Annotated in this window: 14 protein-coding genes; 7 read left to right on the top strand and 7 right to left on the bottom strand. The window is 74.3% G+C overall.

Translation table 11 applies throughout. The annotated features are described in order from the left end of the window. Positions 1 to 3: 3 nt before the first annotated feature. A complete protein-coding gene (locus FMM08_RS19285; protein WP_147928068.1) occupies positions 4 to 1,398 on the top strand; it encodes a DUF2252 domain-containing protein in 1,395 nt (464 codons plus the stop codon). A 10-nt stretch (positions 1,399 to 1,408) separates the two neighbouring features. Here the strand turns inward: FMM08_RS19285 and FMM08_RS19280 are convergent, their stop codons facing one another. The 3 genes from FMM08_RS19280 to FMM08_RS19270 form a co-directional block, all read right to left on the bottom strand. Further along, positions 1,409 to 1,939: a hypothetical protein gene (locus FMM08_RS19280; protein ID WP_147928010.1), complete on the bottom strand. Its 531-nt coding sequence runs from the start codon at positions 1,937 to 1,939 to the stop codon at positions 1,409 to 1,411. A gap of 65 nt (positions 1,940 to 2,004) precedes the next feature. After that, complete coding sequence (locus FMM08_RS19275; protein ID WP_147928009.1) at positions 2,005 to 3,651, bottom strand: amidohydrolase; 1,647 nt, start codon at positions 3,649 to 3,651, stop codon at positions 2,005 to 2,007. After that, positions 3,648 to 5,159: an APC family permease gene (locus FMM08_RS19270; RefSeq protein WP_147928008.1), complete on the bottom strand. Its 1,512-nt coding sequence runs from the start codon at positions 5,157 to 5,159 to the stop codon at positions 3,648 to 3,650. The genes FMM08_RS19275 and FMM08_RS19270 overlap by 4 nt, the downstream gene beginning before the upstream one ends. A gap of 117 nt (positions 5,160 to 5,276) precedes the next feature. Here FMM08_RS19270 and FMM08_RS19265 point away from each other — a divergent pair, with 117 nt between their 5' ends. Beyond that, complete coding sequence (locus FMM08_RS19265; protein WP_147928007.1) at positions 5,277 to 5,909, top strand: TetR/AcrR family transcriptional regulator C-terminal domain-containing protein; 633 nt, start codon at positions 5,277 to 5,279, stop codon at positions 5,907 to 5,909. 33 nt (positions 5,910 to 5,942) lie between these two features. Here the strand turns inward: FMM08_RS19265 and hisH are convergent, their stop codons facing one another. Then, positions 5,943 to 6,626 carry an imidazole glycerol phosphate synthase subunit HisH gene (gene hisH, locus FMM08_RS19260; RefSeq protein WP_147928067.1) on the bottom strand — a complete coding sequence of 228 codons (684 nt, stop codon included), beginning with the start codon at positions 6,624 to 6,626 and terminating at the stop codon, positions 5,943 to 5,945. A gap of 191 nt (positions 6,627 to 6,817) precedes the next feature. Here hisH and FMM08_RS19255 point away from each other — a divergent pair, with 191 nt between their 5' ends. Further along, positions 6,818 to 8,227 (top strand): D-arabinono-1,4-lactone oxidase, encoded by a 1,410-nt coding sequence (locus tag FMM08_RS19255; protein WP_147928006.1) that lies wholly within the window; start codon positions 6,818 to 6,820, stop codon positions 8,225 to 8,227. Then, entirely contained in the window at positions 8,224 to 9,129 is a 906-nt protein-coding gene (locus tag FMM08_RS19250) for a glycosyltransferase family 8 protein (protein WP_222710971.1), read from the top strand. Before FMM08_RS19255 ends, FMM08_RS19250 begins: the two co-directional genes overlap by 4 nt. Positions 9,130 to 9,262: 133 nt before the next feature. On the opposite strand, the gene FMM08_RS19245 is transcribed toward FMM08_RS19250, so the two are convergent. The 3 genes from FMM08_RS19245 to FMM08_RS19235 form a co-directional block, all read right to left on the bottom strand. Further along, positions 9,263 to 9,571: a DUF427 domain-containing protein gene (locus FMM08_RS19245; protein WP_147928004.1), complete on the bottom strand. Its 309-nt coding sequence runs from the start codon at positions 9,569 to 9,571 to the stop codon at positions 9,263 to 9,265. 191 nt (positions 9,572 to 9,762) lie between these two features. Beyond that, a complete protein-coding gene (locus FMM08_RS19240) occupies positions 9,763 to 10,305 on the bottom strand; it encodes a DUF1440 domain-containing protein (RefSeq protein WP_187279872.1) in 543 nt (180 codons plus the stop codon). A gap of 93 nt (positions 10,306 to 10,398) precedes the next feature. Next, positions 10,399 to 11,430 carry a potassium channel family protein gene (locus FMM08_RS19235; RefSeq protein WP_147928002.1) on the bottom strand — a complete coding sequence of 344 codons (1,032 nt, stop codon included), beginning with the start codon at positions 11,428 to 11,430 and terminating at the stop codon, positions 10,399 to 10,401. 153 nt (positions 11,431 to 11,583) lie between these two features. On the opposite strand from FMM08_RS19235, the gene FMM08_RS19230 reads away from it, so the two are divergent. The 3 genes from FMM08_RS19230 to FMM08_RS19220 are packed head-to-tail and all read left to right on the top strand — an operon-like array spanning position 11,584 to position 14,880. Continuing rightward, the gene (locus tag FMM08_RS19230) at positions 11,584 to 12,783 is read left to right on the top strand and encodes an acyl-CoA dehydrogenase family protein (protein ID WP_255472619.1); all 1,200 of its coding nucleotides are present in this window, start codon (positions 11,584 to 11,586) and stop codon (positions 12,781 to 12,783) included. Positions 12,784 to 12,829: 46 nt separating this feature from the next. Further along, complete coding sequence (locus FMM08_RS19225) at positions 12,830 to 14,092, top strand: CaiB/BaiF CoA transferase family protein (protein WP_222710970.1); 1,263 nt, start codon at positions 12,830 to 12,832, stop codon at positions 14,090 to 14,092. Beyond that, on the top strand, positions 14,089 to 14,880 hold the full coding sequence (locus tag FMM08_RS19220) for a crotonase/enoyl-CoA hydratase family protein (RefSeq protein ID WP_222710969.1): 792 nt from the start codon (positions 14,089 to 14,091) through the stop codon (positions 14,878 to 14,880). The genes FMM08_RS19225 and FMM08_RS19220 overlap by 4 nt, the downstream gene beginning before the upstream one ends. The last annotated feature ends 26 nt before the right edge of the window (positions 14,881 to 14,906 follow it).

Below are 14,906 nucleotides of genomic sequence, written 5' to 3'. Positions count from 1 at the left end.
CCGGTGGTCGCGGCGGCCCGCCGGCGCGAGCCGGACGAGCGGCGCGAGCACGTCGTCGCCGTCCTCCTCGACGCCTTCGCGCCGCTCATCGAGTCCGACCCGGCGGCCTTCCGCAAGCGGTTCCGGAAGATGGCCGCCAGCCCGTGGACCTTCTACCGCGGGAGCGCGTGCCTGTTCTACGCCGACGTCGCCGCCCCGGAGGTGGCTGGGGCTGACAGGTGGGCTGACGAGCGCACCAGCCGCGTGTGGATCCAGGGGGACCTGCACGCCGAGAACTACGGCACGTACATGAACGACCAGGGGCAGCTGGTCTTCGACGTCAACGACTTCGACGAGGCCTACCTCGCGCCGTTCACGTGGGACGTGTGGCGGATGGCGGCGTCGGTGGCGCTGCTCGGGGTGGCCAAGGCCTTCGCCGACACGGACATCGAGCGGATGGTCACCGCCTACTGCACCGCGTACACGGAGCAGGTCCGCGCCTTCGCCACGAAGGACGACGACGCGGCGTTCGCCCTGCGGCTCGACAACACCACGGGCCCCGTCCACGACGCCCTGGAGGAGGCCCGCGCCTCCCGGCGGATCGACCTGCTCGACGCCGAGACGGAGATCGCCGACGCCGGGCCGGAGGCGACGATCGACCGGCGCTTCCGCGACACCCCCCTGCACCGCCGCCTCGACGACGACGAGCGCGCCACCGTGCTGGAGGCCTTCGACGGGTACCTCGTGACGATCCCGGAGGCCAAGCGCGGCGAGCGGATCGAGTACCACGTCAAGGACGTGGTGGGCCGCTCGGGCATCGGCATCGGCAGCGCCGGCCTGCGCACGTACAGCCTGCTGCTGGAGGGGCGCACGCAGGCGATGGAGAACGACGTGCTCCTGTCGATGAAGCAGGGCGTGGTGGCGGCGCCCTCGCGCGTCGTCGGCAGGCTCGTGGGCCCCGACGGGTCGACGGAGCTGTTCACCGACCACGGCCACCGCACCGCCGTCAGCCAGCGGGCCCTGCAGGCCCACGCCGACCCGTGGCTCGGGCACACCCAGATCGACGGCGTCGGGTACGTGGTGAGCGAGGTCTCGCCGTACACCGCCGACCTCGACTGGGACGACGTCGACGAGCCCGACCAGGCCGTCGCGCTGCTGCGCGACCTCGGCCGCGCGACGGCCAAGGTGCACTGCGTGGCCGACTCCTCCAGCGACGGCGGGGAGGTGCCCTTCCAGGTGGAGGAGGCCGTCGTCGCCGTGCTGGACGCGGCCGGGGAGGACGACGACGCGGGGCGCAGCGGTGACGCGCTGTTCGCGGCTGACGCCGTGGCGTTCGCGCTCGGCTACGCGGAGGTGGTCCGCGACGACTTCCGCCTGTTCGTCGACGGCTTCCGCAACGGCGCCTTCCCCGGGCTCTGACGGAGCCCGGTCAGCCCGCGGACGGCGAGGCGGAGGCGGCCGGGCAGTTGGCGTCCGACCAGGTCTTGAGGCGGTCCTCGACCGCCTGCGCGTCGGGGTGGGCCGCGACCGCCGCCTGCACCTTCGCCTGGAGGGCCGGGTCCTCCGGCGAACCACCCTGCAGCGCGTCGCTGATGGACGCCCACGCAGCGCGGTACTCGGTGAAGTCGGCCTCGACGGCGTCCGGCGGCTGCATGGCGTCCATGCGCTGGACGTAGGTGGGGAGCTGCTGGATCGCCGCCGGCAGGCCGCCCGCCTCGATCTGGGTGCCGAGGTCGGTCAGCGCGGCGCGGTCGGAGCAGAACTTCGCGACCACCCGGTCCTGCGAGCCCGCCGCGCCGGTGCTCGAGGAGCTCTCCGAGGGCGCCGGCGCGGACGTGGCGCTGGAGGCCGACGCTGCGGCGGTCGGCGCCTCCTGGCCGTCGGAGCCGCCGCTGCAGGCGCTCAGCGCCAGACCGGCGACCAGGACAGCGGTGACGCGGAGGGTTCGGGAGACCAGCACCCGGCGAGGCTAGTGCCCGTCAGCTGGTCCCTCCGCGGTCCGCCGCTCCCCCGCCAGCGCCCGGGTCAGAGCGTGCGGTGCACGGGGGCGCCTCCGACCACGGTGAGCACCACGGGCGCGGCGGCGAGGTCCGCCGGCGGGGCGGTGGTCGGGTCGACGCCCACGGCCGTCAGGTCCGCCGCGGCCCCCACCCGGATGACCCCCCGCGCTGCGTCTCCCACGGCCAGCGCGGGGGCGCGGGTGTACCCGGTGAGCGCCGCCACGGCGCTGATGGCCTGGTCCGGGCCGACGGGCGCGGCGTCGTCGTCCTCGACGGGGCGGCGCAGCTGGGCGGCGGCCATGATCGCGCGGGCGTCGAAGTGGGCGACGGGCCAGTCCGAGCCGAGCACCACCAGCGCCCCCGCGCCCAACAGGTCGCGGATGCGCCAGCCGTGGCCGGCGCGCTCGGGGCCCAGGCGCACCGACCAGTTGTCGCTGCCGTCGGCGGCCACGAAGTGCGAGCAGTGCGTCGGCTGCATCGAGGCGGTGATGCCCGAGCGGCCGATGCGGGTGACGAGGTCGTCCGGGAGCGTCTCCAGGTGCTCGAGGCGGTGGGCGGCGCGGCGTCCGGGGGCGCTGTCGGCGGGCACGGGCGGCCCGAGCGGCTCGAGCACGTCCATGACGAAGCGCACCCCGCCGTCCCCGATGGCGTGCGTGACCGTGGGGACCCCGGCGGCGTCCAGCGCCCGCACGGCGCGGGCGTAGGCCTGGGGGTCGCGCCAGTACGAGCCGGTGCTCTCGCCGTTGGCGTCGGCGTGGTCCAGCCAGGCCGTGCCGCCGTCGATGGTGCCGTCGATCATGAGCTTGACGCCCGCCACCCGCCAGCGCCGCCCGGTGCGCTCCTGCCACGCGACGAGCTGGGCGACGTCGTCGTCGTCGACCCCGGGCATGCAGAACGGGGCGACGCGCAGCCGGAGCGGCAGGTCGCCGTCGTCCTCGGTGCGGGCCAGCAGGTCCAGCGAGGCGGCGTCGCCGTCCATGACGTGGGCGCCGACCAGGCCCTGCGCCGCCATGTCGCCGAGCAGCGAGCGCAGCCGGGACCGCAGCTCGGCGTCGGGGGCGCTGGGGGCGTGGCGGTCGGCGAGCGCCATCGCGTCCCACTCGAGCAGGAAGCCCGTGGGGCGCGGCCCGTCGGCCGTGGCGTCGCAGATGACCTCGGCGGTGCTGGCGAAGCGCCGCGGGCCGTCGACGCCCGCGGCCCGCAGCAGCGACGTGCTCGCCAGCGCCGAGTGGGCGTCGGCCATGCGGAGCAGGCAGAGCGCGCCGCCGAGCGCGTCGTCGACGAGGTCGGCGCGCGGCACCCCGCCGGGGAAGACGTCGGGCACGAGGCCCCACCCCTGCACCCAGCCGTCGGTGCTCTCCCGGGCCAGCTGCGCGAGGCGCTCGCGCAGCTGGTCCAGCGTGCGCACGGCGGTGAGGTCGGCGCCCGCGGACATCGTGAGGCTGCCCACGGGGTGGGAGTGGCCGTCCACCCAGCCGGGGGTCAGCGCGGCGCCGCCGAGGGTGACGACCTCGGTGCGGGAGCCGCGCCACCGCTCGGCGACCTCGTCCCCTCCGACGTCCACGACCACGCCGCGGGAGACGGCCACGGCGCGGGCGCGGGGACGGGCGGGGTCGAGGGTGACGACGTCGGCGTCGACGATCAGCAGGTCAGCCGTGCTGGGGGAGCTCACGCTGCGCCATCCTCCCCGCGACCGGTGCCGAGCCGCGCCCAGGCCTCCGGCATGCGCCGGGCGAGCACCGGCGAGAGCACCAGCCCGAGGACGACGACGGCGAAGACGAGGCCGACGAGCACGGTGTTCACCGCCGCGCCGGCCGAGGTGAGCAGGTCGATCTGGCTGATGGTCAGGACGATGGCCACGACGAGCAGCACGAGCCCGAGAGCGGGGGCGACGATCACGCGGAGCGTGCTGTACCCGCGCCGGTCCTTCCAGAAGAAGCGGAGGACCGCGGCGCAGGCCAGGGCCTGGAGCAGGAGCAGCCCGATGCCGCCGGGGGTGTTCACCCACAGGAGCAGCTGGCGGTAGGGGTCGGCACCGGCGAGGGCGAAGCCGCCGACGACGACGAGCGCGAGCACCGTCTGCGCGAGGCCAGCGGTGGCCGGGGACTGGTAGCGGGGGTGCGTGCGTGCCAGCGCCCGGGGCAGCACGCCCTCGGCGGCGAGGGAGCGGGCGTAGCGGTTGCAGGCGTTGTGGAAGGCCAGCAGGGAGGCGAAGACGCTGCTGACCAGCAGGACGACGAGGACGTCCGCGGCCCGCGCCCCGACGTACTGGGTGGCGGCCACGGCGAACAGGTCGTTGAGGTGCTGGGCCAGGTACTCGGGGCCCTGGTTGCCGTACGCGTGCCCGACGGTCCACACGACGAAGGCGTAGAAGGCGGCGAGGAAGCCGACCGACACGATGGTGGCGCGGGGGACGGTGCGCTCGGGGTCGCGGGCCTCGGCGCGGTAGATCGCCGTGGACTCGAAGCCGGTGAACGCGACGAACGCGAGCGCCAGGACGGCGGCCATGCCGGGCGCGAACACCGCGGTCGGGGTGAACGACCCGGGCTGGCCGAGCTGGACGGCGCCGGCGGCGAAGATGCCGGTGCAGACGACCACGAGGATGGCGGTCTCGAGGGTGAGGAGCACCGCGAGGACCTTGGCGCCGACGTCGACACCGCTGCGCCCGAGGAGGTGGACGAGCACGAGGGCGGTGAGCGAGATGACCCACCAGGGCACCTGGGCGCCGGTCAGCGTGGTGACGGCGGTGGTCCCGGCGACGCCGAGCAGGCCGTAGACGCCGATCTGGAGGGCGTTGTACGAGACCAGCGCGAGCAGCGCCGACGCGAAGCCGGCGGGGCGGCCCAGGCCGAGGGTGATGTAGCTGTAGAAGGCGCCGCCGCTGGGCACCACCGCTGACATGGCGGTGAAGCCGGAGGCGAAGAGCAGCAGCACGAGGCCGGCGATGACGTAGGCGGCGGGGGCTCCCGGGCCGCCGATGAGCAGGGCGAGCGGGGCGACGCCCGCCATCACGGTCAGCGGTGCGGCGGCCGAGATGACGATGAAGGCGATGCTGGACGTGCCGAGGACCCCGGGGCGCAGCGCCGTCGCTGCGGTGGGGCCGTCCGAGCCGGCAGCGGTGCCGGTGCGGCTGGTGGCGGGGCTGGTGGCCGTCGGTGCGGCGGGGCGGTGCGTCGTCATGAGCACTCCTCGATTAACCCAAACCCTTTGGGATCGGCACACCGTAGGGCTCACGACGAGCCAGCGGAAGGGGTGAGCGCAGACTCCGACCCGAACCGGTCCTGGCACGATCGACGGATGCCCCGCCCACGGACCCGCCTGCTCGACCGCGAGCGCATCGTCGCGGCGGCCCTGGCGGAGCTGGAGGTCAACGGCCAGCTGACGATGTCCGCCGTCAGCCGGCGCCTGTCGGTGCACGTCTCGTCGCTCTACGAGCACGTGAGGGACCGGGCCGAGCTGGTGGACCTCATCCGCGAGGTCGTGACGTCGGGCCTGGACGAGGACCTCTCCGAGGTGCCCGCGGGGGCCGGCTGGCGCGAACCGCTCGAGCAGTGGCTCGTCAGCTACCGCGCGGCGTTCGCCCGCCACCCCCGCGCCATCGGCCTGCTGACCACCGAGCCGATCCGGAGCCACCGCGCGGCGCGCGGGTACGACAGGGTGCTCGGCCTCCTGGCCCGCGCCGGCGTCTCCCCGCAGGAGGCGATGGCCACCCTGACCGCCCTGGAGTGCTTCGTGCTGGGCTCCGCCCTGGACGCCGCCGCCCCCGACGCGATGGTCGAGGTGGACGACGACGACGCGCGCGGGCCGCTCGGCGAGGCGCTGCGCGCCGAGCCGTCACCGGAGCGGCGCGCGGACCACGCGTTCACGACCGGGCTGCGCCTGCTGCTGGACGGCCTCGCCGCGAGCGCCCCGGCGTCGTCGTCCTCCTGACCTGCGGTCCCTCGAGGGGACGGGAGGTGGGGGTCAGCGCAGGGAGGTGACCCAGTTGCGCAGCAGCTGCGCGCCGGCGTCGCCGGACTTCTCCGGGTGGAACTGCGTGGCCGACAGCGGCCCGTTCTCCACGGCCGCCACGAAGGGGGCGCCGTGCTCGGCCCACGTCACGAGCGGCCGGCGGCGGCGCAGCGTGCCGTCCTCGCGGACGTCGTCGTCCATCTCCCAGCGCTGCACGCCGTAGGAGTGGACGAAGTAGAAGCGCTCGTCGGCGATGCCGTCGAAGAGCACCGAGCCCTCCGGCGCGTCGACGGTGTTCCAGCCCATGTGCGGGACCACGGCGGCGGGCAGGCGCTCCACGGTGCCGGGCCACTCCCCCAGGCCCTCGCTCTGGACGCCGTGCTCGACGCCGCGGGCGAACATCACCTGCAGCCCCACGCAGATGCCGAGCACGGGGCGGCCACCGGCCAGGCGCCGGTCGACCACCTCGTCACCGCGCACGCCCTTGATGCCCTGCACGCACGCCTCGAAGGCGCCGACGCCCGGGACCACGAGGCCGTCGGCCTCCTGCGCGGTGCGCCGGTCGGCGGTGAGCTCGACGTCCGCACCCACCCGCTCGAGGGCTCGCACGGCGGAGCGCACGTTGCCGAAGCCGTAGTCGAGGACGACGACGCGGGGGCGCCGCGGCTGACCGGGAGTGCTGTCGGTGCTGGTCAGGCCCTCGCTCGAAGCGGTCGCGCTGGTCACTCCTCCAGGCTAGGCGGTCCACCGGTGTGACCCAGACCACTTCCTCCTGCTCGGCGAACAGGCCCTGGCGCGGTTAGCGTCGTGCAGCACTCCTTCCTGCCCGCGCAGGACGACCCGCCGCACGGGCGAGGTCGGTGGATCGCGCGAAGAGAGGTCAAGCCATGGCTCCTGAGCGTCCGTACCCCCGTCGTGACGTGTCCGAGGACGACGCCGGCCGTCTGTGGAACTGGGCCCGCAACTCCACCCTGGCCGACGCGTCGGCCCTGGTGAGGGCGAGCTCCGAGCTCGAGGTCCGCTCCCTGCTCGCTTCCCGCCCCGGCCGCGTGCGGCTGGTGGGCAGCCGCATGTCCTCGGGGCGGATGCTGGCCCCCGCCGGCTCGTCGGAGAGCGAGGTCCTCCTGGACGTGCGCGGCCACCGCGGCCTGCTCGCGCACGGCGAGGACTGGGCCACGTTCGCCGGCGGCACCGTGCTGCAGGAGGTCTACGACGCCCTCGCCGGGCTCGGCCGCATGCTCCCGTCGTCCCCCGGCGTCATCGCCGAGCAGACCCTCGCCGGCGCACTGGCGACCGGCACGCACGGCCAGGGCCTGCAGCAGAGCTCCATCGGCGACGCGCTGCTCGCGGTGCGCCTGGTCATGGCCGACGGCTCCGTGGAGGAGTTCGGCGCCGACCACCCCTGGTTCGGCGCGCTGCAGGTGGGTCTGGGCACCCTCGGCGTGGTCACCTCGGTGACGCTGCGCACCGTCCCCGTGGCCGTGTACTCGTGCGTCAAGGGCGCCACCAGCGCCGAGACCCTCGAGGACGACCTGCTCGTCTGGAACCGCGGTCACGAGATGGCCAAGGCGTGGTGGTTCCCGGACGACGAGAAGGTGCACGTCTGGACCGCGCAGCGCGCCGCGGCGCCCGAGCTGGCCGCCTGGGAGGCCGGTGGGCGGCAGCTGGTGGAGCGCACCGAGACCAGCGACGCCATGAACCGCGCCGTCGACGCAGCGCTGGCGCACATGCGCGCCGACACCCGCATCCTCGACGCGCAGGGCAAGCCGTTCCGCACGGTGACCCGCTTCAAGGACTTCTCCGACGTGACCGGTGACGTCTACCAGGTCTTCATGCGCGGCATCGCGACGCCGCAGATCAACGTGGAGATCGGGGTGCCGCTGGACCGCGCGCCCGCCGTCGTCCAGAAGATCCGCGCCTGGCACGCGGAGACCAGCCCGCACCTGCACTACCCGATCATCCTGCGGGCCACGGGTCCGTCGCGGGCGTGGCTGAGTCCGTCGGAGGGCGGCGACACCCTGTACTTCGGCTTCGTCGTCTACTACGCCGAGGACGGCTCGCTCAGCGAGGAGGGCGTCGACTTCCTGATCGAGGTCGAGAAGCTGCTCGCCGCCGAGGGCGGCCGCCCGCACTGGGGCAAGTACTTCGACGACACCCTCTACGACTGGCCGGCGCTCTACCCGCGATGGGACGACTTCCTCGCCGTGCGCGAGGCCCTGGACCCCGAGCGCGTCTTCAGCAACGCCTTCACCGACCGGCTCTTCCCTGCCTCGCGCGCGTCGGAGGTGGCCGCGTGAGCGGGCCCCGTCTCGACGAGCGCGTCGACGCGCGACCCGCGGCCTGGGCGACGCTGCTCACCCAGCCGAGCTACCTCGTGGGCGTCCGGGCGCTGCACGCCTCCCTGCGGCGCAGCGGCTCGCAGCACCCGCTCGTCGTCATGGTCACCGAGGACGTCGACGACGACGCGCGCCGCGCGCTCCTCGAGGACGGCGCTCTGGTGCGCGAGCTGCCGCGCGTCGGGCCCGACGAGTCCCTGGAGGCGCACTACGCCAACGCCCGTTTCGCCGAGGTGTGGACCAAGCTCGGGGCGTGGGGGCTGGTGGAGTTCTCGCGGCTGGTGGTGCTGGACGCCGACATGCTGGTCGTGCAGCCCATGGACGAGCTGTTCTCCGCCGAGCTGCCCGCCGGGGGGATCGCCGCGTGCCACGCGTGCCGGTGCAACCCCAACCGCATCGCCAGCTACCCGGCCAGCTGGGTGCCTGCCAACTGCTTCTACACGCACTGCCGCGGCGCCTCCCACGTGCGCGAGCCCGGCGTGGAGGAGTACTTCAACGGCGGCTTCCTCGTCATCGAACCCGACGCGGCCGTGCACGCGGAGATGCTCGCCCGGCTGCGCGGGCTGGAGGACCTCTCGGCCTACCAGTTCGCCGAGCAGGACTTCCTCAACGAGTTCTTCGACGGGCGCTGGCAGCCGATGGCGTACGTCTACAACGCGCTGAAGACGCTGCCGCACCAGCACCCGCAGGTGTGGGACGCGGCCGAGGTGAAGAACATCCACTTCATCATCGACAAGCCGTGGGAGAAGCGGCCGGAGCCGGGCGAGAAGTACGCCGAGCTGCACCAGCTGTGGTGGGACCTCGCCGACGACACCCCCGGCCTGCTCGCCGAGGACCCCGCGTCCGCCTCCACCGCTGCCTGACGCCCCTCCCCCCTTCCGCACTTTCCGCCGCACGTGCAGCAAGAGCCCTCTCCTTCTCGCACTTTCCGCGGCAAGTGCGAGAAGGAGAGGGCGGGTAGCGCGCTTTCCGCGGCAAGTGCGGGAGAGAAGCGCGTCAGGGGGTGATGGTGATCTGCGCCTTGTCGAAGGCCAGGTAGCCGGAGTAGTCGGAGCCCACCCGGTCGAAGGAGGCCGGGTACGGCTCGGGGTAGCTCCACGCGCCGTCCGCGGCGGTGGCGCCGCCGGGCGCGGTGACGTTCCAGTACTGCGCCACGCCCTTCCAGGGGCACGTGTACGGCGTGGGGCTCTTCGACAGCGCCCCCTCCACCACGCTGCTCGGCGGGAAGTAGGCGTTGCCCTCGATGCGCACGATCGCGTCGTCGTCGGCCTCAGCCACGACGACGCCGTCCAGCACTGCCTTCACGGTGTCCTCCAGGTGCATCCGGTGGAACGGTCCTTCCTCCGGAAGAACACCGGCCACGCGTCCGGCAGTCCCGTCCCCGGCACGTCCGGGTGGGCAGGCTGACGTCCGCTTCCGGGGCCGCAAGCGGACGTCAGCCTGCCCACCGGAACTCAGCCTCCCCACCCGGGGCGCCCGGCCCGGGCGCGACGCGGTCAGCGGGTGATGCGGCGCAGCACGTCCACCACGAAGTCGACGGCGACGCCGTACGCGAGGTGCGAGCCGCCCTCCCACACCCACCACGCCTTCGGGAGCTCCGACGGCGACGCCTGCACGCCCAGGGCGGGCAGGGTCGAGCCGTGGAAGGCGGCGAAGAGCGCTGCTCCCCCGACCGCTCCGCCACCGGCGCGCGCCAGCGGCACCCGGCGCGTCAGCACCGCGTAGAACACCGGGTAGCCGTACGCCAGGGCGCGGTGGAACCGCTGGGCACCGGCCTCGAGCTCGTCGTCGTCCAGCGCGTCAGCGGCGGCCTGGCCCTTCCGGGCAGCGACGAGCTTCCTGTAGAGCAGCGACGGCGGCATGCGGTCGCCGTGGCCGGCCGGGTCGGCGCCGTCGAGCTCCTTCTGGCCAGTCTCGGGCGGGAGCTTCCGCTCGCCCCACTCCTGCAGGCCCGACTCGGCCGCAGCCTTCACGGCCGACCCCACCCATCCGGCGGCGAGACCCAGGGCGACGTCGGTCAGGAGCTTCGAGGAGGCCACCCGACCTGAGTACTGCACCGCCGATCACCCCGCACTCCGGAACCGCAGCCGGGCGCCCGGCTGCGGTGAGCGTGACGGTCGGGTGGGGTCTCGTCAGCGCAGGGGCTGCGGGTCGTCGCGGGACGCGACGTAGAGGATCCGGTCGTCGGTGCGCAGCGAGCCGATCGACGGGTCGGAGTAGCGCAGCATCCGACCACCGCGCCACACCCCGACCACGGGAACGCCGCAGGCGTGCGGCGGCCGCCCCACCTCGGACGCCTCCACCGGGCGCTCGTCGAGGTCGAGCCCCGAGCCGAACGACAGCATGTCCTCCACCACGCTCACGGCGTCGGGGCTGTCGGTGGCCAGACCCAGCAGGCGGCCCGCGGTCTCGGAGGAGACCACCACCGACGTCGCCCCGCTCTCGCGCAGCAGCTCCGCCGTCGCCGACTCCCGTGACGACGCGAGCACCGTCACGTGCGGCGCCACGCGGCGCAGGGTGAGCGCGGCCAGGACGGCGGTGTCGTCGCGGTCGAGGGCGATGATCGCCGTTCTCGCGCGCTCGACCTGCGCCTCGACGAGCACCGACTTGTGCGTGGCGGACCCGATGACCACCGCGTACCCGTCGCTGCTGGCGCGGGAGGCGGCGGCGTGGTCGGCCTCGACGACGACGATCCGGTCGGCCGGGTGGTCGCGCAGCCGCAGCGCGCGCACCGCGTTGCGCCCCTTGGTGCCGTATCCGAGGACGACGACGTGGTCGCGCATGCGGGCCTTCCAGCGGTGGACGCGGATCTCGGTGCGGGAGCGCTCGGTGAGCGCCGACAGCGTGGTGCCGACCAGGATGATGACGAACATCAGGCGCATCGGCGTCACGACCAGCGCGTTGACGAGCCGCGCCTGCTCGGTGACGGGCGTGATGTCGCCGTAGCCGGTGGTCGAGAGCGTGACGGTCGTGTAGTAGAGCGCGTCGATGACGGAGACGTGCCCGTCGGCGTTGTCGGTGTACTGGTCGGCCTCGACCAGCACCAGGCCCCAGTTGACCAGCAGCAGGAGCAGCGCCAGACCCAGGCGCAGGGCGATGGAGGTCAGCGGCGTGCGCCGCGGGGTGAGGCGGGGCAGCCTCAGCCCGGCGCGCGCTGTGGCCATGGGGCGAGCCTAGGGGGCGGGGCCGTGAGCCGCGGCCGAGCAGCGGCCATAGGCGCTGCCTGGGGCGGGGGCCGCAGATGCGTCTTTGACGCGTGGCCGGCTCAGGGGTGTGCTGGAGATCAGCACACATCCGCACCACCGGGAGGCCCCACCGTGAGCTCCAGCAGCACGCGCATCGACAGCGGCGCCGTCGAGGGCGACTTCTTCCGCATCCACGACCTGCTCTCGCCCGAGGAGGCCGACGTCGTCACCCGCGTCCGCACCTTCCTGCGCGAGCGCGTGCAGCCGGGAGCCGACGAGCGCTGGGAGCGCGGGGAGACCCCGCTGGACCTCGTGCCCGAGGTCCGCGAGCTCGGCATCACCGGCACGCCCGAGGACGACCCGTCGGTGGCCCCGAAGAGCGCGCTGCTCGCCGGTGTCCTCGCCATGGAGATGACCCGGGTGGACCCGTCGTTCGCCACGTTCTTCGGCGTGCACAACGGCCTGGCGATGGGCTCGGTGCGGGTGTGCGGCTCGCAGGAGCAGAAGCGCCGCTGGCTGCCGGACATGGTGCGGTGGGAGAAGGTCGGGGCGTTCGGCCTCACCGAGCCGCTCGTCGGGTCGGGCACCGCCGGCGGCCTGACCACCACCGCCCGTCGCGAGGGCGGCACCTGGGTGCTCGACGGCGAGAAGAAGTGGATCGGCAACGGCACCTTCGCCGACCTCGTGGTGGTGTGGGCCCGTGACGTGGCCGACGACCGCGTCAAGGGGTTCGTGGTGACCAGGGGCGCGCCGGGGTTCACCGCCGAGGCGCTGCAGGGCAAGATCGCTCTGCGCGGCGTGCAGAACGCCCACCTCGTGCTCGACGGCGTCCGCGTCCCCGAGGCCGACCGCCTGCAGGGCGCGAACAGCTTCCGCGACACCGCCGAGGTGCTCAAGGTGACGCGCGGCAGCGTCGCGTGGAGCGCCACCGGCTGCGCGCTCGGCGCCTACGAGGCCGCCCGCGCCTACGCCGTCCAGCGCGAGCAGTTCGGCCGTCCGATCGCCAGCTTCCAGCTCATCCAGGACCTCATCGCCCGCATGCTCGGCAACGTCACCGCCTGCCAGGCGCTGGCCGTGCGCATGGCCCAGCTGCAGGAGGCCGGCCAGCTCGGCGAGGCGCAGGCCGCGATGGCCAAGATGTTCTGCACCACCCGCATGCGCGAGACCGTCGGCTGGGCCCGCGAGGTGCTCGGCGGCAACGGCATCCTGCTCGAGCACGGCGTCGCGCGGTTCTTCGCCGACGCCGAGGCCCTCTACTCCTACGAGGGCACCCGCGAGATGAACGCGCTCATCACCGCGCGCGCGGCCACCGGCACCAGCGCCTTCGGCTGAGGCGCCCCCGCTGCCACCTCGCACGCCCCGACGAGAGGACTCCTCCGTGACCACCACCCCCCTCGACCCCACCCCGAAGACCGACGACGACGGGAGCGAGCCCCTGCTGGCCGGCGTCCGCGTCATCGACCTGGCCAGCGTGATCATGGCGCCGTACGCCTGCCAGGTGCTGGGAGACCTCGGCGCTGACGTCATCAAGGTGGAGCCGCCAGCCGGTGACGTCATGCGCCGCCTGCAGCGGCGAGACCCCGCCGACCCCGACAGCACCGGAGCGATCGCCCTCAACCTCAACCGGAACAAGCGCAGCGTCCGTCTGGACCTCAAGACCGACGAGGGCCGGGCCGCCCTGCTCGACCTCGTGGCGACCGCTGACGTGCTGGTGACCAACATGAGGCCCGGCGCGCTGGCGCGGCTGCACCTCACCCACGAGGACCTCGCGCCGGTGAACCCGCGGCTCGTGTACTGCAACGCGCAGGGCTTCCGCTCGGACTCGGCCGCCGCTGACTCGGCCGCCTACGACGAGGTGGTGCAGGCCGCCTCGGGGATGGTCGACCTCATGCGCCGCACGACGGGCTCGCCGTCGTACGCGCCCACGGCCATGGCGGACAAGATCTGCGGCCTGACCATCGTGTACTCGGTGCTGGCCGCGCTGCTGGCCCGCGGTCGCACGGGACGCGGGCAGCGCGTGGAGGTGCCGATGGCGGACACGATGTTCGCGTTCACGATGGTGGAGCACCTCGGCGGCCGCGCCTACGAGCCCTCGGCAGGACCGGTCGGCTTCCCCCGCTCCCTCGAGCCGGGGCACGCCGCGGTGCCCACCGCCGACGGCTTCGCCGCGGTGCTGCCCTACAGCTGGCAGAACTGCGTCGACTACTTCGACCTGGTGGGCCACCCCGAGGAGCTGGACGCGTTCACCCCGGAGACCCTGCAGCACCACCTCGGCGACCTCTACGCGGCCGTCGCCCGCCACTCGCGGCTGCACACCACCGCCGAGTGGCGGCAGCTGTGCGCCGATCGGAGCATCCCGTTCGCCCCGGTCATGGACCTCGACCACGCCGGCGAGCACGACTACTGGGCCGACGGCCACATGCTCGACGTGCTGGAGCACCCCGTCGAGGGCCCGTACCGCGTCATCGGCTCCCCGGTCCGCTTCTCCGGCGCCGCCACCGGGGTGCGCCGCCACAGCCCGGCCCTCGGAGAGCACACCGACGAGGTCCTCGCCGAGCTGGGCTGGACCCCCGACCGCCTCGCGGCCCTGCACGCGCGCGGGGGCGCGGGCGCTGCTGCCGGCACGGGAGGCGCGCGGTGAGCACGCCGCACGACCGCCCGCAGGGCGGCCCTCCGGTGCGGACGGAGGTGCACGGGGCCGTCCTCGTCGTCGTCCTGGACCGTCCGGAGGCCCGCAACGCCGTCGACGAGGCCACGGCCCTGGCCGTCGACGCCGCCCTGACCCGGCTGGAGGACGACGACGCGCTGCGCGTGGGCGTGCTCACCGGGGCCGGGGGCGTCTTCAGCGCCGGGATGGACCTCAAGGCGCGCGCCCGCGGGGAGTCCCCCGTGCTGGGCTCCACCGGGTTCGCCGGTCTCACCCGCAGGCGCCGCAGCAAGCCCCTCGTGGCCGCCGTCGAGGGCTGGGCCCTGGGAGGCGGCACGGAGCTCGTGCTCGCCTGCGACGTGGTGGTCGCCTCCCGCGAGGCGAGGTTCGGCCTGCCGGAGGTGACCCGCGGGATCGTGGCGCCGCAGGGCGGCCTGGTGCGCCTGCCGCGGCGGATCCCCCGGGCCGTCGCCGCCGAGCTGCTGCTCACCGGTGCCGCCCTGGGCGCCGAGCGCGCCGAGCAGCTCGGCCTGGTCAGCCGCCTCACCGAGCCCGGTGGTGCGCTGGCCGGCGCGCTCGAGGTGGCTGAGCAGGTGGTGGCGGCGGCGCCGTTGGCGGTGTCGGCGGTCAAGCGGGTGCTCGACGAGACCGCCGACCTGCCCGAGGCGGAGGCCTTCACGCGGCAGGACGCGCTGGTGGCGGACGTGCTGCGCTCGCAGGACGCCGCCGAGGGGGCGCGGGCGTTCGCCGAACGCCGTGCCCCGCGCTGGCAGGGCCGCTGACCGGGCCGTCCGGCAGGCCGCCGGCA

Origin of the sequence: Quadrisphaera setariae (assembly GCF_008041935.1) — a bacterium.
Taxonomy (GTDB): Bacteria; Actinomycetota; Actinomycetes; order Actinomycetales; family Quadrisphaeraceae; genus Quadrisphaera; species Quadrisphaera setariae.
The sequence above is the reverse complement of the archived record's forward strand: the minus strand, read 5'-3'. Positions and strand labels throughout refer to the sequence as shown.

Bases quoted from the DNA above. Each gene is read 5' to 3' on its own strand.
- FMM08_RS19255 (WP_147928006.1), top strand. From the start codon at position 6,818: ATGGCTCCTGAGCGTCCGTACCCCCGTCGTGACGTGTCCGAGGACGAC.
- FMM08_RS19270 (WP_147928008.1), bottom strand. From the start codon at position 5,159: ATGACGACGCACCGCCCCGCCGCACCGACGGCCACCAGCCCCGCCACC.
- FMM08_RS19235 (WP_147928002.1), bottom strand. From the start codon at position 11,430: ATGGCCACAGCGCGCGCCGGGCTGAGGCTGCCCCGCCTCACCCCGCGG.
- FMM08_RS19265 (WP_147928007.1), top strand. From the start codon at position 5,277: ATGCCCCGCCCACGGACCCGCCTGCTCGACCGCGAGCGCATCGTCGCG.